This window comes from Acaryochloris marina S15 (assembly GCF_018336915.1).
Lineage (GTDB): Bacteria > Cyanobacteriota > Cyanobacteriia > Thermosynechococcales > Thermosynechococcaceae > Acaryochloris > Acaryochloris marina_A.
On record NZ_CP064923.1, the window covers coordinates 1,017,355 to 1,040,983 of the forward strand.

At 48.3% G+C, this 23,629-nt stretch carries 24 protein-coding genes; 9 read left to right on the top strand and 15 right to left on the bottom strand.

The window, feature by feature from the left end:
- Positions 1-230 precede the first annotated feature (230 nt).
- From I1H34_RS05435 to I1H34_RS05445, 3 genes are all read right to left on the bottom strand, one after another.
- Entirely contained in the window at positions 231-527 is a 297-nt protein-coding gene (locus I1H34_RS05435) for a hypothetical protein (protein ID WP_212664699.1), read from the bottom strand.
- Positions 527-1,465 carry a GGDEF domain-containing response regulator gene (locus tag I1H34_RS05440; RefSeq protein ID WP_212664700.1) on the bottom strand — a complete coding sequence of 313 codons (939 nt, stop codon included), beginning with the start codon at positions 1,463-1,465 and terminating at the stop codon, positions 527-529. The genes I1H34_RS05435 and I1H34_RS05440 overlap by 1 nt, the downstream gene beginning before the upstream one ends.
- Before the next feature lie 186 nt (positions 1,466-1,651).
- Positions 1,652-5,077 (bottom strand): WD40 domain-containing protein, encoded by a 3,426-nt coding sequence (locus I1H34_RS05445; protein ID WP_212664701.1) that lies wholly within the window; start codon positions 5,075-5,077, stop codon positions 1,652-1,654.
- Positions 5,078-5,367: 290 nt separating this feature from the next.
- Here I1H34_RS05445 and I1H34_RS05450 point away from each other — a divergent pair, with 290 nt between their 5' ends.
- The gene (locus tag I1H34_RS05450) at positions 5,368-5,886 is read left to right on the top strand and encodes a pentapeptide repeat-containing protein (protein ID WP_212664702.1); all 519 of its coding nucleotides are present in this window, start codon (positions 5,368-5,370) and stop codon (positions 5,884-5,886) included.
- A 74-nt stretch (positions 5,887-5,960) separates the two neighbouring features.
- On the opposite strand, the gene I1H34_RS05455 is transcribed toward I1H34_RS05450, so the two are convergent.
- The 5 genes from I1H34_RS05455 to I1H34_RS05475 all read right to left on the bottom strand — a co-directional run bounded on the left by I1H34_RS05455 (position 5,961) and on the right by I1H34_RS05475 (position 9,823).
- Positions 5,961-6,425 (bottom strand): HXXEE domain-containing protein, encoded by a 465-nt coding sequence (locus I1H34_RS05455; protein WP_249369831.1) that lies wholly within the window; start codon positions 6,423-6,425, stop codon positions 5,961-5,963.
- 134 nt (positions 6,426-6,559) lie between these two features.
- Positions 6,560-6,931 (bottom strand): clan AA aspartic protease, encoded by a 372-nt coding sequence (locus I1H34_RS05460; protein ID WP_212664703.1) that lies wholly within the window; start codon positions 6,929-6,931, stop codon positions 6,560-6,562.
- Complete coding sequence (locus I1H34_RS05465) at positions 6,928-7,203, bottom strand: hypothetical protein (RefSeq protein ID WP_212664704.1); 276 nt, start codon at positions 7,201-7,203, stop codon at positions 6,928-6,930. Before I1H34_RS05465 ends, I1H34_RS05460 begins: the two co-directional genes overlap by 4 nt.
- Before the next feature lie 225 nt (positions 7,204-7,428).
- Complete coding sequence (locus tag I1H34_RS05470; protein ID WP_212664705.1) at positions 7,429-8,376, bottom strand: DUF7003 family protein; 948 nt, start codon at positions 8,374-8,376, stop codon at positions 7,429-7,431.
- A gap of 118 nt (positions 8,377-8,494) precedes the next feature.
- The gene (locus tag I1H34_RS05475) at positions 8,495-9,823 is read right to left on the bottom strand and encodes an AAA-like domain-containing protein (protein ID WP_212664706.1); all 1,329 of its coding nucleotides are present in this window, start codon (positions 9,821-9,823) and stop codon (positions 8,495-8,497) included.
- Between the two features lie 179 nt (positions 9,824-10,002).
- Here I1H34_RS05475 and I1H34_RS05480 point away from each other — a divergent pair, with 179 nt between their 5' ends.
- From I1H34_RS05480 to I1H34_RS05490, 3 genes are read left to right on the top strand one after another with little or no spacing between them, the layout of a single operon-like run.
- Entirely contained in the window at positions 10,003-12,123 is a 2,121-nt protein-coding gene (locus tag I1H34_RS05480) for a VIT and vWA domain-containing protein (protein ID WP_212664707.1), read from the top strand.
- Positions 12,120-12,935 (top strand): cyanoexosortase A, encoded by an 816-nt coding sequence (gene crtA / locus I1H34_RS05485; protein WP_249369833.1) that lies wholly within the window; start codon positions 12,120-12,122, stop codon positions 12,933-12,935. Before I1H34_RS05480 ends, crtA begins: the two co-directional genes overlap by 4 nt.
- Entirely contained in the window at positions 12,932-13,603 is a 672-nt protein-coding gene (locus I1H34_RS05490; protein WP_212664709.1) for a cyanoexosortase A system-associated protein, read from the top strand. Before crtA ends, I1H34_RS05490 begins: the two co-directional genes overlap by 4 nt.
- A 90-nt stretch (positions 13,604-13,693) precedes the next feature.
- Here the strand turns inward: I1H34_RS05490 and I1H34_RS05495 are convergent, their stop codons facing one another.
- Positions 13,694-14,194, bottom strand: a complete 501-nt coding sequence (locus tag I1H34_RS05495; RefSeq protein ID WP_212664710.1) for a YHS domain-containing (seleno)protein — start codon at positions 14,192-14,194, stop codon at positions 13,694-13,696.
- A 225-nt stretch (positions 14,195-14,419) separates the two neighbouring features.
- On the opposite strand from I1H34_RS05495, the gene I1H34_RS05500 reads away from it, so the two are divergent.
- The gene (locus I1H34_RS05500; RefSeq protein ID WP_212664711.1) at positions 14,420-15,034 is read left to right on the top strand and encodes a DNA-3-methyladenine glycosylase I; all 615 of its coding nucleotides are present in this window, start codon (positions 14,420-14,422) and stop codon (positions 15,032-15,034) included.
- A 227-nt stretch (positions 15,035-15,261) separates the two neighbouring features.
- Here the strand turns inward: I1H34_RS05500 and I1H34_RS05505 are convergent, their stop codons facing one another.
- Positions 15,262-15,588 carry a hypothetical protein gene (locus I1H34_RS05505; RefSeq protein ID WP_212664712.1) on the bottom strand — a complete coding sequence of 109 codons (327 nt, stop codon included), beginning with the start codon at positions 15,586-15,588 and terminating at the stop codon, positions 15,262-15,264.
- 24 nt (positions 15,589-15,612) lie between these two features.
- On the opposite strand from I1H34_RS05505, the gene I1H34_RS05510 reads away from it, so the two are divergent.
- A complete protein-coding gene (locus I1H34_RS05510) occupies positions 15,613-16,476 on the top strand; it encodes a hypothetical protein (protein WP_249369835.1) in 864 nt (287 codons plus the stop codon).
- Positions 16,477-16,478: 2 nt separating this feature from the next.
- On the opposite strand, the gene I1H34_RS05515 is transcribed toward I1H34_RS05510, so the two are convergent.
- Together I1H34_RS05515 and miaA are read right to left on the bottom strand one after the other, a co-directional pair.
- Positions 16,479-16,997, bottom strand: a complete 519-nt coding sequence (locus tag I1H34_RS05515) for an LOG family protein (RefSeq protein ID WP_212666151.1) — start codon at positions 16,995-16,997, stop codon at positions 16,479-16,481.
- Positions 16,998-17,076: 79 nt separating this feature from the next.
- A complete protein-coding gene (miaA, locus tag I1H34_RS05520; protein WP_212664713.1) occupies positions 17,077-17,985 on the bottom strand; it encodes a tRNA (adenosine(37)-N6)-dimethylallyltransferase MiaA in 909 nt (302 codons plus the stop codon).
- Between the two features lie 161 nt (positions 17,986-18,146).
- Here miaA and gyrB point away from each other — a divergent pair, with 161 nt between their 5' ends.
- Positions 18,147-20,087 carry a DNA topoisomerase (ATP-hydrolyzing) subunit B gene (gyrB, locus tag I1H34_RS05525; protein ID WP_212664714.1) on the top strand — a complete coding sequence of 647 codons (1,941 nt, stop codon included), beginning with the start codon at positions 18,147-18,149 and terminating at the stop codon, positions 20,085-20,087.
- Positions 20,088-20,173: 86 nt separating this feature from the next.
- Here gyrB and I1H34_RS05530 read toward each other — a convergent pair whose 3' ends face one another.
- Together I1H34_RS05530 and I1H34_RS05535 are read right to left on the bottom strand one after the other, a co-directional pair.
- Positions 20,174-20,356: a hypothetical protein gene (locus I1H34_RS05530; protein WP_212664715.1), complete on the bottom strand. Its 183-nt coding sequence runs from the start codon at positions 20,354-20,356 to the stop codon at positions 20,174-20,176.
- A 22-nt stretch (positions 20,357-20,378) separates the two neighbouring features.
- Positions 20,379-21,080 (bottom strand): diacylglycerol/polyprenol kinase family protein, encoded by a 702-nt coding sequence (locus I1H34_RS05535; RefSeq protein WP_212664716.1) that lies wholly within the window; start codon positions 21,078-21,080, stop codon positions 20,379-20,381.
- Between I1H34_RS05535 and I1H34_RS05540 the strand changes: the two genes are divergently transcribed.
- Positions 21,065-21,235, top strand: a complete 171-nt coding sequence (locus I1H34_RS05540; protein ID WP_212664717.1) for a hypothetical protein — start codon at positions 21,065-21,067, stop codon at positions 21,233-21,235. The genes I1H34_RS05535 and I1H34_RS05540 overlap by 16 nt on opposite strands.
- A 246-nt stretch (positions 21,236-21,481) precedes the next feature.
- Positions 21,482-21,940: a Spy/CpxP family protein refolding chaperone gene (locus I1H34_RS05545; RefSeq protein WP_212664718.1), complete on the top strand. Its 459-nt coding sequence runs from the start codon at positions 21,482-21,484 to the stop codon at positions 21,938-21,940.
- 168 nt (positions 21,941-22,108) lie between these two features.
- On the opposite strand, the gene leuC is transcribed toward I1H34_RS05545, so the two are convergent.
- Entirely contained in the window at positions 22,109-23,524 is a 1,416-nt protein-coding gene (leuC, locus tag I1H34_RS05550; RefSeq protein ID WP_212664719.1) for a 3-isopropylmalate dehydratase large subunit, read from the bottom strand.
- Positions 23,525-23,629: the final 105 nt, after the last annotated feature.

Below are 23,629 nucleotides of genomic sequence, written 5' to 3' on the forward strand. Positions count from 1 at the left end.
TATTTCCAATCTCAGTTATTCCCAAATAAGGATCATTTTGATCAGGTAAAAAAACTCAGCCTTTCAAACCCTTTATTTATAAGCCTCTTAAACTCCTTAAATAAAAATAAAGAGGTTAATAATATGAAACATAAATCTAGAGCTTTTCCATGTCATCTTCCAAGATTTCTTTTCATATATTGAAAGTCTATTGTCAAGAAAAAGCTGACTTTTGCCTCTGATCATAGTAATCAGATGAAACCCATGAAAGCCATTGTGTACGAACGATATGGGACACCTGATGTTCTACCCGATGGAGCAAGCAACTGAAACACATCGAAGAGTCGAAACCGAGCAAAGGCTAGGTATTGTCGTCCTTTCCCTGCAGGATTGATCGTTGCCAGTCGATTAAAAATAGGGCACTGATTCTGAACACCCAACCCGTCATCTTCCATTCGGTCTTCCACCTGGAGTCGAGGAGCTATACAAATTGGTATGACGGGATAGTGAAGGGGGTGTTGGAGAAGATCGGCAAGATACAGCAGCATCAATCTAGTGGAGTACCCACCACCACCCGATCACCGCCTTCAGCCTTGGCTCGATATAAGGCTTTATCTGCGGACTGGTAAAAGCTTCCAGCCCCTATCAATTGAGTACAAGGAAGCACACTAGCAATTCCCAAGCTGATGGTGACGATATCAGAGAAGGAAGTAGATTGATGGGGAATAGCCAGAGCGGCGACAGACCCTCGAATTTTCTCAGCTATATGAATAGCACCCTCTAAAGACGTACTAGGGAGAAGGACTGCAATTTTCCCTCCACCATATCGGGCTGTAAGATCAGCCGGACGCTTTAGACATTGACTGATGGCACTAGCGACTTGGGATAGGCACTGATCGCCTTGTATATGGCCATCGGTATCATTGTAAGTTTCGAAGCCATCGATATCACAAATCATCAATGATAAATGAGATTCCTCTCTTACCATCCGTAGCCATTCAACTTGGATTTGCTTTAGAAAAAATTGCCGATTGGTCAGCTGCCTTAACTCATCCTCCGAGGAAAGTTGGATCAGTTTTTGATTCGCCTTTTTTAGTTGTCTTTTAAGTCGATTATTCTCAAGATGGATACGCACACTCTGCTTCAGAATAGGCCAGCGAATAGGTTTAGTAATGAAGTCAGATGCGCCACTCTCAAAAGCCAAATTTACAGAGGCTTCCTCATCCAACCCCGTGATCATTAGGATGAGGGTATTAGCACTACCTGCTAATTTCAGAAGTTGTTGGCAACATTCAAACCCGTTCATTTTGGGCATCATGGCATCTAGCAGCACAAGATTAGGCCTCATGTTTTTATAAGCGTCCAGACACTCTTCCCCATTAGAGGCTGTAATCACTAGATGACCATCCTTCTCTAGACATTGGGCCATAGTATCGCTGGTTGCCCGATCATGCTCTGCGATTAAGATGATGGACTGCGTACTCATTATGTCTAGAGCAGCTAAGGAGAATGAGTTGTCCTGAGTCATCTTCAACGGATGTAATGGGGGGTAGCTGCTTGCTGTTCGTGTTATCAGCTCACAAATGATGTCTTCTCAAAATAGCTGGACTTGTTGTGCAAAGCAACAAAAATCAGAAACAGCAAGGAAGAGTGGCCATTTCAAGAGATTGGGTTAATCATTCCTGACAGATTCGCTGGGCGTGCATAGCTGACGTTCTTGATCGAGCAAATTGGCTGTGGGGTTATTGAGATAGAGCTGCAACCACTCACAACTTCTGGTCAACAGTTTGTCTAAACTCAAGGCTTCAATTGCCCAAACCTTTACGCCTCGATTCTCTGATGCCGTGGCCACAAACTGGCCATCGGCACTAAAGCTGAGGTCAAACAAACGGCTGTTGCCATGCTTAAATTCCGCCAGTTGACGACCCTGTAATTCCCATAATCGTAAGGTGCCATCTTCGGAAACCGTAGCTAGAGATTGGCCATCAGGACTAAAACGAACGCCACGAACCGCCCCTCGATGCCCTTCAAACTTGGCGAGAGATTGCCCCTCCAAATCCCATAGCCTTGCCGTGCCATCATCGGACGCTGTGGCCAAGGATTTCCCGTCGGGACTAAACTGCACCGTCCATACTCGGCCTTGATGTCCTTCTAAGATGGCAGTGGTTTGGCCCGCCAGCGACCAGAGACGGACCGTTTGGTCCGCAGAGGCCGTCGCTACAATCGGATCCGTAGGACTAAAGGTAACGCTCCAAACGGGACTGCGGTGACCACGCAAGATCGCTAAAGGCTGCCCCTGCCAATCCCACAGTCGGGCGGTGCCATCTTTAGAAGCTGTGGCGATGCGCTGGGCAGTTGGATCAATACTGACGCCAAATACTTCCGACTGATGCCCTCGCAATTCAGTGATTAAGTCTCCAGTCTTCGACCAGACACGAGCCGTGCGATCACCAGATGCAGTGGCCAAATACTCTCCCTTTTGAGTAATATCCCAAATTCGGCCGGCATGGGCATCTATGCGCAGCCGTTCTTCCCCTGACTTATCCCATATGCGAATAAACTGATCGCCGCCAGCCGTCACCATGGCTGGATCTGGGGACATAAAACTGAGACTGAGCACAGGGCGAGCATGTTTGAGGATCTGTACAGGGCCTTTCTGACGCAAATTCCATAAACGGGTGGTGTAGTCTTCGGAACCAGAGACTAGCCATTTGCCATCGGGACTAAACTGCACGCTTCTCACCCAGTCTTGGTGACCTTTTAGGGTTTCTAATCGCTCCCCCTCCGAGTCCCAAATGTGGATCAGGCGATCCGCAGCGGCTGAGGCCAGTTGTTTGCCATCGGCACTGAAAACGACGCTAAACACCTGGGTACGATGGCCATTCCAACTGCGGATTAATTTGCCTTGGCGACTCCACAGATGCAGGTAGCCATCATAGGAGCCAGTGGCTAAAGCTTGACCATCGGGCCGCCAGTGGAGACTGCGAACCGGTCCATGCCCTACAGGAATCTTTAAAATTCGCTGGCCTTGGAGATTGGAAATTTCGACGGTCTGATCAAAGGAAGCAGAGGCTAGGGATTGACCATCAGGACTGAACTGAAGAGCCGTAATGGCAGAAGGGTGAGGACGAAAATTGGCTAGAGACTGACCGTTGGAGTCCCATAGCCAAACCTGGCCGTCATTAGTGGCGGTGGCAATCACTCCCTCTGTGGTGGGTGGACAGCTAACAGCGTTAACGGGCTGGGGGTGAGGTAACGTTGCCAGGGGTTTACCCTGTAAATCCCATAACCGAGCGGTACGATCTGCTGCCGTTGTGACTAGGGTTGTGCCGCTCTGACAAGCATCCGTTACCCCTGAGCGATGCCCCACCATTTTTGCCAGCAAGTTGCCTTCCAAATCCCAGAGCCGTACTTCCTTATCTTGGGAAGCGGTGATTAAGCGTTGGCCATCCGGGGTAAAACGCACTCTGGTCACCCCCCGCTGATGCCCTCGAATCTGATTTTGCTCCCGCATATCTTCCAAGATCTGCTGCAGGGCTAGGAGTGGAGTCAGGGTGGGAAAGGTGGAGGCCTCTGATCGATCGCCCCAGTCCTGCATTTTGCGAGCTGTTTTTAAAGCTAAGAGTAGAGCTTCTAGTTGCTTGAATTCGGCTTGTTGCAAAGCTTGCCGAGCATCTCGCTCAATGGCGGTGACTTCTTGGGCTTTGCGAATGGAGGTGCTGGCCCAGAATGCGATCGCAACTGCTGATACGGCAATCCCCACCAACGCAATCAACCCCGTCAACACCGTTCGCCTTGCCCGTCGCTGGGCCTGAGCTAGGATGGCATCGGCTTCTGCTTGCTGACAGGCCGCTAAATAACGATAGTCTTCATCACTAAGCTGTTTCCCAATCGACCATTGCTGTGCAGCCTGTAATTGTTCACCTGATAGAAATTTGGCTTGGCTTTGTTGCCATTGGCGGAGGGCGGAGGCATAGAAGGATGGCCGCAAACTAGCCACCACATCCTCCACCCAGTCTGAATCAAAAATCTGGGCATAGATTCGATTGGCGACAACCAATTTCTCTAATCGATTGACAACCAGCCCCGACAAACGCAGCTCGACTTGGGCTGGGCTGGCATCTGCCTTAATGGAGCCTTGCTGCAAAATTCGCTGATAGAGATCGAGCACTTTGCTGGCGTATTGTTCGTTACTGAGGATGCGATCGCGGATCGTTCTCAAATGCTCAGGTTCATCCTGAGCCTCCCAATTGGCGAGCAGTTTGTCCTGAATAAACTGCGTTACCCACTGCTCTATCTCTGCAGACTGAGTCGGCAGTTGAGCCGCTGACTGGGCAATCATCTGACAGATTTTTTGCGTCAGAAACGGCTGTCCTCCCGTCCAAGACAGTACAGCTTGTAAAACAGCTTGGGCCTGCGGTGTCTGGGAAGTGAGTCCTGCTACTAAAGGCTGGGCTTCTGCTACTTGAAAGCCCTTTAACTCAATGGCATGTCCCAAATTGAAGGGGGTACGCTGCTTGTCCTGTATTAACCGCGAAGGGGTGGCAACTCCCAACAAGACAAACGCTAACCGCTGATAAGCCCCATTATCCGTTCGATGGTTATAACAGGCGCGCAGAACAGCAAAAAAATCATCTTTAAAGGGCAACCGCAGAACGCTATCAATTTCATCAATAAAAATGACTAGCTTTCCCGTACATTCCACTAGCAGGATGGTTTCGATAAAGGTATGAAATCTTTGAACTGGAGATAGCAGAGCTTGGTCTCGCCACCACTGCCGTAAATTAAAGCGATCGCTCAACTGAAAGCTACTGACTAAACTGCGAATCAGTCCGGCATACCATTGATCTGGCGTAATCTGCTGGCTACCCATTTGGGTCAATTCAATGGCTGCACAGGTAATGCCTTCTGCCTGGAGCTGTTGCATTACCTGGACCCGCAAGCTAGATTTCCCCATCTGCCGGGAATTGAGGACATAACAGAACTCGCCTGCCCTCAGCTTGTCATACAGTTCCTGATCAGCAGATCGGGCCACATAAGAGGGGGCATCAGCAGGTAAGCTCCCTCCTACCTGATATTCATAAGAGGAGCCAACCATAAAAGCCTGCTGTCCATACCATCGTTATTGTCTTAGCATCTCAGAAGGAGAGCTTCCACATCAATGTAGGTACGATGCCCGGTCCTTATTGAAGTGACTGAGTTCTAAATCATTTAAGAATTGATGTCGAAAAGCCACTGCACTATGCCTTGCCCTCTCTGCCAACCATCCTCAAAATAGTTCCAGATCTGGCAAAGTTACAGTGTGATGTCAGCCACCCCGCCGAACCACTACCCCGAACAAATGCGAAAATAAAGAGTGAACAGAAAAATTTGGTCTGATAAAAATTGATGAACCCAAGAATTAAGCCTTGGTTACGCGCTATTTCAGTTGTTTTTGCCGTATTTTGGTTAGTTGGCTCCTGCTTTATATTGGACAGTCAGCCCACTTGGGCAGAAGACGGTGCCCAAAACTTTACCTTTGCGGACCTCCGTTATGAAGATTTCGCCAACAGAAATTTTGAAGGGGCTTCTTTAGCTGGCGCTATTTTGTTGAAAGCCAACTTAGAAGGTGCCAATCTCAAAGGCACTATCTTAACGATGGCGACCTTTCAGCGATCTAACTTAACGGGGGCTGACTTAACAGAGACCTTCGCCGATCGCGTTCTCTTTAATGAAGCGGATTTAACGAATGCCATCTTTACGGATGCCATGCTCACCAGCAGTCGTTTTTATGAGGCCACCATTACAGGGGCTGATTTTTCTTATGCCTTCTTAGACCGAGATCAGGTCGCGATGATGTGTGAATATGCCGATGGTGTTAATCCTGTGACAGGTGTCTCCACCCGCGAAAGTTTAGAGTGTCCCTAAATTACGCTTGAGGTCCTCGGTTACACATGGCAGTTGGATAGGTTACAAAGGCAACCCAGCAAATTATTTTTGGGTCACTTAGACAGACTTTTCATGTCTTGAACAACCATCCAATACAACCCGATCGAGATCGCTAATCCGACTGCCCCGCTGATGACTAACTCATACAATTTGAAGAGATCATGGGTGTTGGCTAGGCTGTAGGTCCAGATGCTGAAGGGCACCATCAGAAAGAGTCCTGTCCAAATCCCAGGTCGCAGCTTATGGCTTTTCCAACTCAATCCCACATGATCTAAGAATGGGTGGGTCAGCCCTATTGCAGGCAAGATACCGCTGAGAATCGGCAAGCGCCAGCCAACGATGGCTAAGGCAATCACAAAGATAAAAATAATTGAATTTTCCAGCATAAAGAAGCGAGTAGATTTCACTACTTGCGACTTTGAGGTTGCTTTTTGATATTCGGGTAGCCAGCCTTCTTCAACTGTATGGATGATAATTGCGAGAGCAACTAACCAAATTGCTAAATCTTTAACAGCCATAAGCATTACATTGCTCATCGTTGTTGTATTTGCTTATTCTACTGAGATTAAGCTGTATCGGCAGAGATTAGCGATGGCTAGTAGATTCCATTAATCTATGAGTCTTTTAAGACTAACTTGTGGATCACCATGCTTTAGTTTATGGCTGCAATAGTTACAGTTCCGCCTTCAGTGACATCAACTTGCAGCTTAAATCCATATAGCAAGCTCATGCCGATTAGCGGATCTGCTTCAGAAGCTGCCACATCAATAATCTGAGGTTTGCCATCCCAAATTACCGTTGCTTTATGCATATCAAAAACGACCTCACTGCCATCGCCTAAAGTCCCAATATCACGGAAATACCAAGGTAGGCCAAGGGTGGTAATGGTTGAGGGTGGAAGAGATAAAAAGCCTGTGAACCCTGTATCAATGACAGCTTCAACGATTTGCTTGGGTGCATCGGCATGACCCACTGCAACGCGAAGGATGGCTTCACAACGTTGGTTGACGAAGCCGTGCATCATACCGTGTTCTTACGACTCCGGGAGCCAAAACGATAGACGGCCTGATGACCTATCCGAATCACCCAGGGTTGAGCGTTTGGATAACGCTCATAAAGTCGATCTGTTGCTGAAATAGGGGTATCAGCTACCTCAAAAGCGCCAGTTTCGATATCAATTGCCACGATTTTGCCATGATTGCCCGCTTCAACTTGGGAGCGTACCTGGGTTTCATAGATCTCATTGCCTTGCTTAGCAAACTCTTCTTTGCTGTAGCGAGGATGTCGAACGGTCATTGGCTAGTGACGTAACGCTAGTTATGTTCACTATTCTAACTTGGGGAATGGTGAACCAGTGCTGTTAGACCAAGTTGTCAAATCTTGAATAGTCATAAGCCTGTCACCCATCATTACGTTCACTGCTGATCTTGGCTTTATGGACCCGACTGCCTTGCACCAGAATGAGTAGTAGTAAAACTCAACTATGTACCAAGTTTTTATAAAAAGATTTTCAATGAGGCATTATTCGTAGGTTGTCCACTCAAAACCCAACTGTCTAACTGATTGCAATTCACACAAATCGAAATATTGCGTTTCCAAAATCTTCGTAATAACTGTTACGCCTGATGTATAAATAGGGATGTGAAATTTATTGCCTTCAAAAACACCTTTACCTTGATCATGATGATTATAGTTATGATGCCAATCATCAAATTGAACGAGCTTTTCTAGATTTTTTGAAACATACAAATATAGCTCCTCGTCTGTTGAGTATAATTCTTCGCCAAAACTCTCTACAAGATTCACTAGAAGATCGAAATCATATTCAGGTGCTAGATTTTGTCTGACCACATCTTTCGAAGGGATTGCAACTAGCTCATCACGAATATATACCTCTAGTTCTTGAGAGATAATACGCTGATAATTTTCGTCATATTTCACTTCTCTATCGTCCCATTGAAAAGATGAATGTAAAGCTGGCGTGCCAAATCCTTCTTCTACTTTCACTCCAGGTCCATAGGCACGGAGCATCAGTCCTATTCCATCTGAAGACGGGTAGTTCATCAGTAGTTCATATACAATTGCCCAGCTCTCTCGATTACAAAAGCCTGTCACTCTAACTGCTGCGATGTCGTAATTCAGATTGAGTAGAGGATAATCCTTTTTATCCAAATATTGAAGGATTTCATCTGAGGTAAAGCCCCTTGATTCCTCCTGAAGCGGATATTCAGATATGGCCGATGATATTACTTTGAGAAAAGCTTTTTGAGAGTTTTCATTGGCCTGATTTCCGCACGCCTCACCCTCACAATCTGTCGAAAAAATCTTGCCTGTGATCTCATCTTGAGAATTTTCAAAATCCCCCAGAATATTGGCTGCAATCGCATCTTGCACATTAGGAGGCAACGCTAAGATCAAAGCTTTGATCTTAGCAATGGCTTGTTCAGCAAGTTCTGTAAGTTCTGTCATAACTTCAATCCCACTCTAAGGGAAAAACTGTATTTTATTTAAGTACTATTTAAAGGCTATAGATAGTGTTTCTACAGATAGTAAGTACTCCTATTTTTTGCAATCTATGACAAGAATTTTAGCTCGAATATATCCTTTGAAAATAAGATTCATAAAGGTCATTACGAGGAATAACTTGATTGTTCTCTCGCTTGATTAACCCCATACTATGGAGTTTATAGGCTTGCACAGGGTTAAGAGATGCAGTAGCCGTTAGCACCCCTTGAAATGCCTGCATCAAATTAGGCGTCTGCTGCAACGTTACCCAGTGGTGCAACAGATGACCACTATAAATCCCCTCATCACTAGCAGCCATTTGCACAAGCTGATTAAACGTCAGTTCCCTCGTACTGAGGGCAGATAGCGCTACCCGAACCAAATAGGGGTGCCCCCCAATCATCGCCATTAGTTTCGACAACTCACCCTCAGTAAGAGCCACCTGATGCAGTTGAGCAAGGTGTTGGATTTGGTTTGCAGTGAACTCCGAAAGGCCAATGGGAACCCCCGTATTAAAAGGAGATTGATGATAATCCAGCGGGATATAAGCTTCCGTTGAATGAACCAAAATTAGCCGTAATTGTTGCCATTGCTGAGAGATTCGCCCCTTCTCATGCCAGCTCCGCAACATACCAAAAAAGTCTTCGATGATGTCTTGAAAGGGGAATAGGCGATCGACATTATCTAGTCCTAAAACGAACGGTCCCTGCACTTCTAGGAATAAATGATCTTCAAAATAGGCCGTGCAATTATCATTACTGCCAAAAATCTCTGAATCCCAAAGTTCTGAGAGTCGATTTTGTAAACGAAGTTGGCGGCTAGTCATGGCACAGAGCCACTTTAATAGCTTCTCCAAGCTCGCCAAAACAGACTTATCGACACTCCCCATATCGATATAGACCGTGGGATAGGCTTGCTGCTGAGCAAAGGCCATCAAGTGATAGAGCAATGAAGTTTTACCCATCAGTTGCGGTGCTTTAATCCGCAGTAATGCTCCCGGTTTAAGTAATGTCTGGCAGCCTAGTTGTTCGACACCCGCCCGCTCCAAATAAAAAGGAGACTCCGGCGAAAGGGGACCTTCAATGATTGGAGCTGGATTCAAAGCTACCGCAGGCGTGGAGTGGGCCTGCTGTTCCCAAGCCCGTCGTAACGCCTCTTTAAAATTGGTTTTACTAACCTTCTCGTTTAGCGCCTGTCCCAAGCGCTTCCACAAAGGACTACCAATATCTCGGTTGAGGTAAGCAGACCCATAGTTTAGCTGCTCCGCCATTTGCTCATAGGTTTGATGATTCCAAGACCCTTGCAATACCTGGACTTCCAGATCACTCAGGTGTTTGGTGGTCGCTGTAAAGATCAGTCGATTGGCAAAGTCTCGGGCCACGGGCCAGCTAAAATCTGCGTCGTTCTCCATACCCAATTTCTGGTAATGCTATTGGCGCTGTTAATGCCGGAACCCACTTCCCAATTAAAACCTATAAATTCCAATAATTTGCGATCGCACTCCGCTACAACACCCAATTAATTCCCCTTGGTTCTTCCTTTCACCTTGACCAGAATGGGGTCAATTGCATTTGGTGTAAGGAGTCTCACATGTCCCATCCCAGTCAACAACCGGGTTCTTGGCATCAACCCATTTCCACCCTGCTATTACTCTCTGGCATGGTCGCAGGGACCGTATTTGTCAGCTCAAATGTACTGCGGTTCGAATCTAAATCCCATGCCCAGTCCCCCAAGCTGTCCCAACCCCAACAAGAGATAGACCGCAAAGCGGATAGTCCCACCGGAGGTCTATTTGCTGAGGTAGATGGCAAGAAACTGTCCTTTCCCCTCAAACAGACCGATGTAGAAGCCGATATCTCCGGCAACCTATCGCGGGTAGAGGTCAAGCAAACCTTTACTAATCCCTATGACCGGCCTTTGGAAGCGATCTATCAGTTTCCGCTCCCCGAAGATGCCGCCGTGGACGATATGGAAATTCGGATTGGCAATCGGATTATTCGCGGTGTGATCAAAGAGCGGCAAGAAGCCAAGCAAATCTATGAAACGGCCAAGCAGGAGGGCAAAACTGCTGCCCTACTGGAGCAAGAGCGGGCCAATTTATTTTCCCAATCCCTCGCCAATATCGTGCCAGGGGAAACCATTGAAGTCGTGATTCGCTACACCAACAGCCTGGAGTTCGAGGGGGGCGATTACGAGTTTGTCTTTCCTACCGTGGTTGGGCCTCGCTATATTCCTGGGGCTCAGATTGATGCAGCAGGCAATACCACTCGGGTCGCCGATGCCGCCAAGATTACGCCCCCCGTACTACCTCCAAAGCAGCGGTCTGGCAACGATATCAGTATCACCGTCAATTTAGATGCGGGGGTGCCGATACGGAATTTGCGATCGCCCTCCCATCCCATCCTCACTAGTCAAAAAGGTCAGCAAACTCAGGTTAAGTTAGCGAATCAAACCACCATCCCCAACAAAGACCTAATTCTGCGCTATCAGGTCGCCAACAAACAAACTCAAGCCACCCTGCTCACCCAGTCTGACCAACGGGGCGGGCACTTTGCCACCTATTTAATTCCAGCTCTCAAATATAAGTCGAATGAGATTGTCCCCAAGGATGTGGTGTTCCTAATGGATACCTCCGGCTCCCAGAGTGGGCCACCCATTGTCCAATCCAAAAAGCTGATGACCCAGTTCTTGGACAAGCTCAATCCCAACGATACCTTCAGCATCATCAACTTCTCCAACACCACCTCCAAGCTATCCGAAAAGCCCCTAGCCAATACCCCAGTCAACCGCCAAAAGGCCCTCGCCTATATCAAAAAGCTAAATGCCGATGGGGGCACAGAGCTGATGAATGGCATCAATACCGTTGCCGCCTTTCCCCCTGCCCCAGATGGTCGCCTACGGAGTGTGGTGCTGCTCACAGATGGCCTAATTGGCGATGATGAAACCGTGATTGCCGCAGTCCGCGATCGCCTCAAGCCGGGGAATCGGATTTATCCTTTTGGTGTGGGCTATTCCACCAATCGATTCTTGCTGGATCGACTAGCAGAAGTCGGTCGAGGATCGGTTGAAGTCGTCGCCCCCAAAGACTCAGCAGAGAAGGTGGCCGCTAAGTTCGTCAAAACTATTAACAAGCCCGTCTTAACGGATATCGAAGTCTCCTGGGTGGGGCCTGGCAAAGGTCCAGATATTTATCCCCAGCGCGTTCCCGATCTGTTCGCCAATCAGCCCCTTGTTCTCCATGGGCGCAAGCAAGATGGCCAGTCCGGCAAACTGAAAATTACGGGACGGATGGCCGGTGGAAAACCCTATGAACAGGTCTTGGGGGTCAAGTTTAATGCCTCTGGCAATGAAGCTATTGCCCAACTTTGGGGCCGCAACCGGATCAAGAGCTTGATGAATCAGATGTATGGCCGAGAAACGGACCCGGCAGTTAAGCAGGTGACCAATACCGCCCTCGCCTATCGTTTGCTCTCTAAATACACTGCCTTTGTCGCTGTCACGGAAGAAATCCGCGTCGACCCCAACAATCCCAACCTCACACAACGGGTGCCCGTCGATCTACCAGAAGGCATGAAACTCACTAATCCGGCTGCCCATGCTACCCCGGAACCTAGTGAAATCCTCGGTTATCTGATTGCCCTCTTTGGCATCTTTCTCGTCATGGCCAAAAAGCATGGCTTGAAATGGTTGCCCACTCGGAGGCAGTCATGATCCTGGTCCCATCACAAAAGGGGGCAAAGACTTGGCTAATCGCCATTGGGGTTACCCAAATCTTGCTCCATCTCCTCTTAGTTCGTCGAAGCCAATATCCCTACCTCTTACCCGCCAGCAGTATCTTTTGGGCCGCAACCGCCATGCAGCTTTACACGCAGCGCCATACTTTATCGCTGCGCGAACATCGAGCCACCGGGGGTGGGCTGCTGTTGCTGGCAGCCGTGGTCTATCGAGGGCTCCATACCTTTGAATCCGACTACTTCCTGCGACTCTATCCCCTGCTAGTGCTGGTGAGTCTGAGCCTCTTGGCTTCCGGTCTCCAGGGATTGGCTCAATACCAAGGGGGACTCTATCTCTTAGGCTTCTTTGCCATGCCTTGGGAGCTGCTCTACCTCCTCGATTTCACCCCCTGGACCACACAGTTTTCCACGACGCTGCTCCGATTGATGGGCTTTACCGTCCATCAACAGGGCTTTACCATTGCCCTGCCAGGGGGTGCCATTGAGGTCTATAACGGTTGTTCTGGCGTGAGATCCATTACCCAACTCCTGGGCTTAGCCTGGATATATGTGATTCTGTCTGCCGTGCAGGGCCGCCAGAAATATCTCATTCTGCTGGGAGCTGTCTTAATCGGCTTCTTTGCCAATGGTTGCCGTGTGGCCCTACTGGCGATTCTCTCTAGTCAACCGGACACATTGCACTACTGGCATCAAGGCGATGGGTCGCTCCTGTTTTCACTGCTGGCCGTATTGCTGCTAGGGCTACTGCTTCTCAGTCTGCCCCCTCACCACGGGAGGTCTTTATCATGATCAGATGGTTTAAGCGAAACCCACTGGGGGTCGTTTGGGGAATAACGGTTTTGGTATTGGGGGTTGCGATCGCATCCTTCCAACCCCAAATCCCCCAAGTCGCTCCCTACCCATTTCCCCAAGTTATTCCCCTCGCAGATTGGACCTTCGCTGATAGTCAGCCGATTACGCCTGATCAAACCCCTGACTCCCAAGACATCCCTGGAGAGATATTGTCTGGACAACGGTATCACTATCGTCAAGACAACGCCGATCTCCAAATTGAAATGCGTTATCTCGCCCAGACCAATGGTGATCTGAAAGCCCTGATTAAACATCAGACAGGCAGTTTAGGCACGGTACTTCAATCAGCAGAAGGCGTGGGGACATTCAGCCTATTCACTCAAGGCCCCGAAAGCCAGCTGGATACCTGCATCAATCCTCGGGGAACCAGTACCGTCACTAGCGATCAATTCAAGCGCAATCGCACCCTTTACGATTGGCGATCCGGGCGTTTTCTGGGCTGGATGCTCGGCCAAGCCCCCCTCCATGACAATCGCTGTCTATGGACCCGAATGACCTTATCAACCTCAGTAGATGCCCCCTCAGTTGATCCATCTAAGGCATTAACAAACCCATGGGAAGACTGGCATCAATGGTGGCAACCTCACTTTCCACCGTTAGCCTAGAACCAATACAGCCCAAAGAAGCCCACTTTCTCCCCAAGTTTGGTGAAGGCAGAACCTAGAGATCAGCTCTCTCCTAAACCACCAGCCCATTTATCGTGCCAAGACATCCGGCCAATTTTTGTCAGCTTCAGCAATATTCCCTGGAATATCCCCTTCCCACTGCTTCTGAACATCAAGACTGTAATTAAGATACAGCTTGCCATCTACAATTTTCCAGGCCTGAGGATCGATAGAGGCAGTGGTGCCTTTCTTCACAGCCCAAGCACAATAGCCCCCATACTGGGGCGCATACTTTTCAGGATTGCTGGCAAAAGAATCCCGATTTTCAGCACTGGCAAACTGCCAAGTGGCCCCCTGCCAGTCATGGGAGAATTCTCCTTTTCCTTTTACTGGAGCGCCATCCGTAAAGTAAGCCACCGGATCATATCCTCGAATTGCCGCACCATCCGCAGAAAAAACGGCAGGCTTAGTGTTGGTTTGGCTCTGTTCAGCCCCAGATTCAGAGCTAGAGGTCGAAGGATCTGTACAGCCGATACTTAAACCCATTCCCAGCACTAACACTGCTGGCCAGAGTGCAAATTTAAAATTCATAGACCAACCTCATAACGAATTACAACAAGCAGACGAAACATGCTCTCAGAATAATACTGAGCTGCAAACATGAGAATGTTGTGAACTCACCCTGAAAAGATACAGTCGACGGCCTGTGATTCCACCCCTCGATACCATCCTAGAGAAAACACCGTGATTGAGACATGACAGCGCTTTGGCTACTTATGCCATAATCCGTAGCATCCTGACCATGAGGTAATGCCAGTGACTCCTTCCGATCAGATATGCTGCTGTTCCTGGGTCGACCTGGGCAAACCTGATTATGTCCAGTATCACGATCAGGAGTGGGGCATTCCCGTCTATGACGATCTGCATTTGTTTGAGCATCTAGTCCTGGAGTCTTCTCAAGCAGGCTTGAGCTGGTATACCGTCCTTCGTAAACGCGAAAATTACCGAATTGCATTTGATCAGTTCAATCCCCAACAGATTGCCCACTACGATGCAGCCAAAATAGAGACCCTAATGGGCAATGCGGGCATTATTCGCAACCGCAAAAAGATAGAGGCCATTATTGGCAACGCTCGCGTCTTTTTACAGATTCAGGCAGAATTTGGTAGCTTTGCTAGCTATAGCTGGCGTTTTGTGGGCGGACAGCCCATCGTCAATACCTTTAGTGCATCCGATACCTGGCCCACCACTAGTCCAGAATCCGATGCCATGAGCAAGGACCTTCGCAAACGAGGCTTTAAGTTTTTTGGCTCAACGATCTGTTATGCCCATATGCAGGCCACGGGCATGGTGAATGACCATAGTGTCGAGTGTTTCCGCCGCCAAGAGATTATTGACAGCTACGTCCCGATTTTGAGTCAGTCTCCCTAAGATTTCAAGATTTAAGATTTCAAGATTAATGTTCGATAATACCCACTTTGGGTGTTACAAATGTTGAGAATGGGACAATCAGCACTTATTACTAGAAGAAGAGAGGCTACCTTAACAATTATCCACTTCACTAGAGAGCAGGTTCTGATACGAGTGCGGTTAGTGAAATTGGCTAGACATATCGGTTTTCTTTCTCTATTTATAGAACTTAATAAATCTAGCAATGCTTAGCTAGAATAGCCTTCAGAAATAGGCTGGCTTTTAATTTTGCCGCAAAGAAATAAAAATACAGATGAAAAATACAATATTCGTCCCAAAATAGCAGATACTCTACCCATAGACTTAATCCTTATCTCTATCGATAGATTATTAGTTGTTGGTGTGAGTTTATTGCCCTTATTGCCGTGTTTACATGTCTTAGAAGCCCATTCTCCTAAATACAGAAGGATGCCAGTATTTTGGTTTGAGGCTTGACCTCTAGATCTGATACTGATGAGTGTGCTTTTCCCACAATCCTGAGGCAGATTGGGTATTATAGTGTGAACTTCTTTCATTAGTGTCCCATCCTTCGAATTGCCATGGCTCGATATACTCGTTCCCTATCAGTTGCATTATCTTTGAGCAACTGTCTTACACAATTGAAGGCTGTGTTGGAGAGTTGTGATTTAGAAGCGCTTTTCTCTAAAGAGGACTGCATCATTGCCCGCGAGAAACCGGGCAAGGTCCCCTTTGCCAAACTCGTTACCATTGAAGTTTTAGTCGACAGCACCAGGGCTACCAGCAACGTCACAAATATGGATGTTGTGGTTAAGAATGAAGAATTACCACTACAAAGTAATAATCATTGTTTTCAAATTTTTGATCAGTTCAGTCAAGCCATCAATCAGCATTCGGGTTGGCAAGTCATAGCTGAAGCAGAAGAGCCCAATCAATCGCAAACAGCATCAGCAGAATCCCCGGCAACCCCAACAGCAGCCACTACCCCCCAGGCCACCCTTAAAATAGAGACAGCTCCTGCAGCAGCCCAACCCCTCGCCTCAGAGCCCATTGCACCGGTCTCAGCTAACGCTCAAGCTGAGCCTGTCGTTCAGCTACCCAAGGCGGCTGATCTTCCCCTGCCACAATCTTTCACAGATACCGCTCCAGAGCTAGCTACTCCTCCAGAATCAGTCCAATCCAACACAAATGACTCGATTAACCTAGAGCCGACAGCGGAAAAGCGGGTGCAGACGACTGCCAACTTAGAGGAACTGCGGCAAAAACGGGCAGAAAGCGTTGCCAATTTGGAACGTCTAAGACAGAAACGAGCAGAAAGCATTGCCAACCTGGAAAAGATGCGGCAAAAGCGAGAGCGCATGTTTGCGGCCAATGAGAGAGAGGGGACTGGAGAGGATATTAGCTCTCTCGATTTACCTGAGCGGCCTTCGACCTCCCAGGCATAGCACTAATCAAAATAGAATAGAGTTACTAGCTTACGTAGCTCTTCAGCTTCCTGGCAGGTCTTCAGTAAGGTGTGGCTGTCATGAAAGGCGAAGCAAATAAGCTGATCACATCGAGCTACGATTTCCTGGTTACAGATGGCGCTGGCTTCTGCTAGAGACAGATTGTCATGTTCTGGCTTTTCCACCAGGTGCATCACCTTCTCCAACAACCGTTGGGACTCAGGGGGCTGCTCCGTCATGCTTTGGGGTAAAACAACCGTCAATAACTTTGGATCCGCCCGCATAGCGCCTCGAATCGCAGCAGCATTGGTGCCAATCGCACCCGATGTGAGGAGGCGATTTCCAGAAAGGGCTAATGCATAACTCATCATTTCTATGATGTGCTGATGCATGAGGGGAACGTGGCGAGAACCCAAAATAGCAATGCGCTTGGAACTGGTCTGTTGAATCGCTGCTAGTTCTTGTAGAAACTCGTCAGCTTTGGGGTCGCCAACCTGAGGTAAATCGAGAGACTGGCTCAAAGAGGTACTGTGCCAAAACAACCCAGCCATTTTAACAAAGGTCAGTCAGATTTTGGGGGTGATGGATGGAGTTTATTCTTTACAGCCAAGGTTGACCTTGAATATCATCCCAAATCAGAGAAAGTAAGTCAGAATTCGTGGCATCAAACCAATGAATGGCAGAATTCGCTCTAAACCAGGTACGTTGACGCTTGGCGAACTGACGAGTATGAAGAATAGTTTGGGCCGTTGCTTCTTCGAGGGAAGCTTGCTGGTGCAAATAGGCCTTCATTTCTTGATATCCCAAGGTTTCTAAGAGGGGGAGTTCGGCCCCATAGTGTTCAATGAGTTCCTGTACTTCAGCCAGCCAGCCCTGTTCCAACATAGCGGCAGTACGCTGTTGAATGATGGCTGTGTGCTGATCCAGATCACTAATGTCTAAACCAATCTGCAAAATGGGGTAAGACGGCGGATTTTTGCCTTGCTGGGCGGATAGGGGTATACCGGTGGTGTAAAAAACTTCCAATGCCCTTAAGGTGCGGACTTGATCATGGGCATGGATTTTTTGGGCAGCTTGCGGATCAACTTGCTGGAGCCATTGGTAGATCTGGGATTGGTCTTGGGATTGGAGTTGCGATCGCAACTCCAATTGCGGCGGCACTCGCGGCATTTTTAGCCCATCAACAATGGCTCGAATATAGAGTCCAGTTCCTCCCACCATCAGCGGCGTTTGGCCTTGAGCATGAAATTTAGAAATTAAAGCTTGGGCCTGTTGTTGATAGTCGGCAACGGTCAAAGTCTCGGTGGGATCACAGATATCGATCAGATAGTGAGGGACTTGTTCTTGATCTGTTACAGAAGGTTTGGCGGTACCAATATCAAACCCTCGATAGACTTGCCGGGAGTCAGCACTTAGAATGGGTGCACCTAAACGTTGAGCCAAAGCCAGTGCCAGAGAGGATTTTCCCGTGGCCGTTGGCCCACAAACTACAATTAACCCTGGCGTCATTGCCGCTGAATCCTAAAGAATTAATAATGCAACCCCAATGTAAATAGCCCTTAAGACAGGTCTAAAATCGCTTAAAAGGCATTTGTGATAGAATTTGGGGGGTTTTTTGTATTTACCCAAACCAACATAGCTTTAAGTCGCTTATAGGAGCGCTTCATTAAATGGCCACAAACTATAGTGCAGATCAGATTCAAGTCCTGGAAGGGTTGGAACCCGTTCGGAAACGCCCTGGGATGTATATCGGCAGCACTGGCCCCAGGGGATTGCATCACTTAGTGTACGAGGTGGTGGACAACTCTGTCGATGAAGCTCTTGCTGGACACTGTAAGCATATTCATATCTATCTCAATGCAGATGGCTCTGTCAGAGTGACCGACGATGGTCGGGGCATCCCCACAGATTTGCATCCCACCACTGGCAAAACAGCCCTAGAAACGGTGATGACCATCCTCCATGCTGGGGGCAAATTTGATAGCGACAGTTATAAAGTCTCAGGAGGATTACATGGGGTTGGTATCTCTGTCGTTAATGCCCTATCAGAATGGGTAGAAGCGAAAGTATGGCGCAACGGCAAAGTTCATACCCAACGGTTTGAGCGTGGCATTCCGAAGACAGAGTTGGTCGTTGAAGACACGGATCGGAAACAGTCCGGGACCGCGATTACCTTTTTACCAGATACTCAGATTTTCACCGTTACCACCGAATTTGACTACAAAACCGTCGCCAGTCGTCTGCGGGAATTGGCCTACCTGAATGCAGGGGTAGAAATTACCTTTCAAGACAATCGCTTAGAACTCTTGGGCACAGACGAACCCAAGGTAGAGGCCTATCGCTACGATGGCGGTATTAAAGAATATGTTGATTACATGAACCGGGAAAAAGAGCCCATTCATGAAGAATGTATCTATGTTGAAGGTGAGCGCAATAATGTCACGGTAGAAGTTGCCCTGCAATGGTGCCGAGATGCCTATTCTGACAACCTTCTCGGATTTGCTAATAATATCCGGACCGTGGATGGGGGCACCCACTTAGAAGGCCTAAAAACAGTGCTCACGCGGACCATGAATTCCTTATCCCGTAAGCGAGGCAAACTCAAAGATGGGGATTCCAATCTGGGCGGTGAGCATATTCGTGAGGGGCTAACCGCCGTTATCTCGGTCAAAGTCCCTGATCCCGAATTTGAAGGTCAAACGAAAACCAAGCTGGGCAACACAGAAGTCCGAGGGATTGTTGATTCTTTAGTGGGTGAAGTGCTCACTGAATATTTAGACTTTCATCCCACTGTGGCTGATGCGGTGATCGAAAAGGCCCTCCAAGCCTTTAATGCTGCTGAGGCTGCTCGACGGGCTAGAGAACTGGTGCGCCGCAAGTCGGTATTGGAATCCTCGACGTTGCCGGGCAAGCTAGCAGACTGTAGTTCCCGTGACCCCAGTACATCCGAGATCTACATTGTGGAGGGGGATTCTGCGGGAGGAAGTGCGAAGCAAGGACGAGATCGCGGATTCCAGGCCATCTTGCCGCTACGGGGTAAGATCCTCAACATCGAAAAAACTGATGATGCCAAGATCTATAAAAATAATGAGATTCAGTCTTTGATTACGGCCCTTGGGCTCGGTATTAAAGGCGAAGAATTTGATGTCTCCCAACTCCGGTATCATCGGATTATTCTGATGACTGACGCAGACGTAGATGGGGCCCACATTCGGACCTTGCTACTCACCTTTTTCTACCGCTATCAGCGAGATCTAATTGACCAAGGCTATATCTATATTGCCTGTCCACCGCTCTATAAGGTTGAGCGAGGACGATCTCACTACTACTGCTATAGCGAACGCGAACTTCAGAACCTGATTCGGACTGAGTTTCCGGCCAATGCCAACTACACCATTCAGCGGTTTAAGGGCTTAGGGGAAATGATGCCAACCCAGCTCTGGGATACCACCATGAATCCCGAAACCCGCACTCTCAAGCAAATTGACATTGAGGATGCCGCTGAAGCCGATCGGATTTTCACCATCCTGATGGGGGATCGCGTTGCTCCTCGCCGAGAGTTCATTGAAACTCATGGTCCCCGGCTCAATCTGACTGAACTCGATATTTAGAGAGTCCCTGCGATACCTCTAGCCTTCTACAACGGCGCTGGACTTGCTTTCCTCCATCAACCTAGCAAAGGAGATGGAGGAAGAACTCAGCGCAGGTTCTCTAAAGCAGCTAGGAGACCAGCAAGGATAGCTAGCAGAACCAAGCCCCAAATCACAAAGCCAGGGAAAAAGGTTATTACTTCTAGACCGCGGAGGATATAGACCGCAATGGCACCAGAGAGAAAGAAAAAGAACCACTTCGCGGCCCATGATTGTGCAAACTGTCCCATGCTTTGTCCTCTGTTGCTAGGTCTATGTTAGCCAAAACTCATTAAAAACAAAGCCCAAGGCCGCACTGGCAATAGGCACTGTCAGGTTGTCAACTCCCCATTTGGAAAAGGCTTCTAGGGTAGAAACAATCACGGAAATAGCAACAGCACTCACCCAAGTTGCCATAATATTGCCCTGGGTGATCCACAAAATCCCATAGATGATCAGACAGCTGACGACTGCCATACTCAAAGAGCCTTCCCAACTCTTTTTCATTCCCCAGGCTTGATAGGGATGTCGGCCAAATCGCTGGCCAATTAGAGCCGCCAAGCCATCACCCCAAGTCATAGTCAAAATACCAATGGCAGCATATTGAGGCAGCTTTAAGGGCCAAAACCAAGCAATCAGGATGCCGATGCTCAAGGCATAGAAAAAGGTCCCTAAACTTTTGCGCCCTACGCCACTCACACTAGACAAAATGGGGTAACGGTAGGAGAGCAGAGTAACAATGCTAAAAATGACCGAAGCTGCAATACCAACCCAAGTGGGCACATCCAGCCACCAAGCCAACAAAATGACATTGCCTGTGCCAATATGCACTACTTTACGGGTGATTTCAGGATCAGTAGTGATCAGTCGCTTCAGGAGTTCAGCACTTCCGATCACAATTCCTAGCCATATTCCCACCAGCAAGAGTTGAGCGGTAATGGAACTAGGTGGGCTTGGCAATGCAAACACGGTCAATTAATCCACTATCAATTCGGCCAATGACCTTCACTGTAGTGGATTCTGCTAGTCCTGGAAAGTGGATTGCTTCTGATGCCAATGCTTGTAATCCTCCTCACCTGTGGGGACAACAGACCCCAATGAACAATGGCATGGCAGTCACCTCATATTGATGGTCATCCTCCTCAAGAACCAAGTGGGTTGTTGGACTCATCAGGTCTTCTTATGCCGTTTAATCTTGACCCTCAAGTTAGCTTTAAGGATTAGCTTGAGTACAGGGGAATAGTCCTTTATACCCAAGCAAAATTAGTACCCTATCTCGCAAGAGTTAAGTCTTTAGATCCTGGTATCACCCCCAAGGGATTGAATAGGCTGGAAACAAGAAACAAACCTCATCCAGTCAGGAGCCACACCATCTTATGAAGTTCCGTTCTTCACTTTTAATCGCAGCAGTTCTTTTACCAACAGTTGGCCTAGTCAACATGGGGCAACCCTCTCAAGCCCAGCCCGACCAAAACCCATCCACTGTGCTGGCACAACGCCAAAAGCTGAGTCCAGAAGAACGGGCTGCCAAGCGGGAAAAGCGGGCTGCACAATTTAAGCAGACCCTAGGCTTAACGGATACCCAAGTCACTCAAATCAAATCTATTCGTGACTCCTATCGCCCCAAGATGAAAACCTTACGCCAAGAGGCGAAAACACTGCGTGACGGTGGTGCCAATAAAGACCAACTCCAAGCCCTTCGCCAGCAACGAAAAGAATTGCGTCAGCAAATGTACAACGATATCAAAGCTGAGCTGACACCCGAGCAAGCACAGAAATTAGAAGAACTCAAAGCTCAAAGAAAAGCCCAGAAGCGCAGTCGCCGTCGTCGCTAACATTTCTAAGCGATCGGCACACCCAAAATACTCTGCACCTTTGATTCTCGCTCAACACCCATGAACCAGACGTCTGATCAGCTTCTGAGTCGTGGGTGTTTTATCTCAAAATGTCTCGCGCAATCACACCGCTCTAAAATTCAAAGGCAGGATTCTGATCAGACCAGATTATGAGCTAGCCTTAGAGATTTGGCGGACATCCGCAACCTCACCTTTGATGGCCGCGGCCACTACCATGGCCGGACTCATCAGCAAGGTTCGTCCAGAGGCTGACCCCTGCCGTCCTTTGAAATTCCGATTAGAAGAAGAAGCACTCAGCTGCCGCCCTTGAAGTTTATCGGGATTCATGGCCAAACACATGGAACATCCCGGCTCTCGCCATTCAAATCCAGCTTGTTCAAAAATATGATGTAACCCTTCAGATTCGGCCTGCTGTTTGACTTGCTCTGACCCTGGCACCACAAATGCTTTTACCCCTGTTGCAACCTGGTGGCCTTGGGCAAACTGGGCAGCCTCGCGAAGGTCACTGATTCTGCCATTGGTACAACTGCCAATAAAACAAACATCCACCTTAGTCCCTTGAATCGGTTGCCCCGGCTGCAAATCCATATATTTGTAGGCTTCAGAGGCAATGGGCTGATCGGCATCCGTAAAGTGGTCGAGACCAGGAATCGACTCATCAATGCCAATGCCCTGACCCGGCGTAATACCCCAGGTGACAGTGGGTGAGATATCCTGGGCATCAAAAACGATCACATCGTCATACACTGCATCTGTATCACTGCGAATACTCTGCCACCACTCCACCGCTCGGTCCCAATCTGCACCTTTAGGGGAGGCTTCCCGCCCCTTGAGATACTCAAAGGTAATGGCGTCAGGATTGATATAGCCACAGCGCGCTCCCCCTTCGATGGACATATTGCAGACGGTCATCCGCTCATCCATACTCATTTGCTCAAACGTGGTTCCGGCAAATTCATAGGCATAGCCCACGCCCCCTTTCACGCCAAGGGTCCGAATGATGTGCAAAATCACATCTTTGGCATACACGCCAGGCGGCAAAGTACCGTTGACTTCAACTTTGCGCACCTTGAGCTTGGCGAGGGCGAGGGTCTGGGAAGCGAGCACATCTCGCACCTGACTCGTTCCAATACCAAATGCGATCGCACCAAAAGCCCCATGAGTCGAAGTATGGCTATCACCACAGGCAATCGTCATGCCCGGTTGTGTTAAACCTTGCTCTGGCGCAATGACATGCACAATGCCCTGCTTACCAGAGCCAATATTATGAAAGGTAATACCATGATCTTGGCAGCTCTGCTCCAAGGCCTGCATCATTTCTTCTGCCAGCACATCGGCAAAGGGACGCGCCTGATTTTCCGTCGGTACAATGTGATCGACCGTTGCCACCGTTCGCTGTGGGTACAACACCTTTAGCCCCCGATCTTGCAGCATCGTAAAGGCTTGAGGGCTTGTCACTTCATGGATAAGATGGAGGCCAATAAATAGCTGGGTCTGGCCAGAGGGGAGTACATCTACGGTATGTAAATCCCAAACTTTATCAAATAGGGTGCCCTGGCTCATAAATCGAAGTCAATAATGGTATCATCGGACTCCAATTTTATCTTAATTATGGAAAGGGGTTAGGGCAGATTCCGAGGGGTAGTGAAGGTTCAATGTGGAAAGACA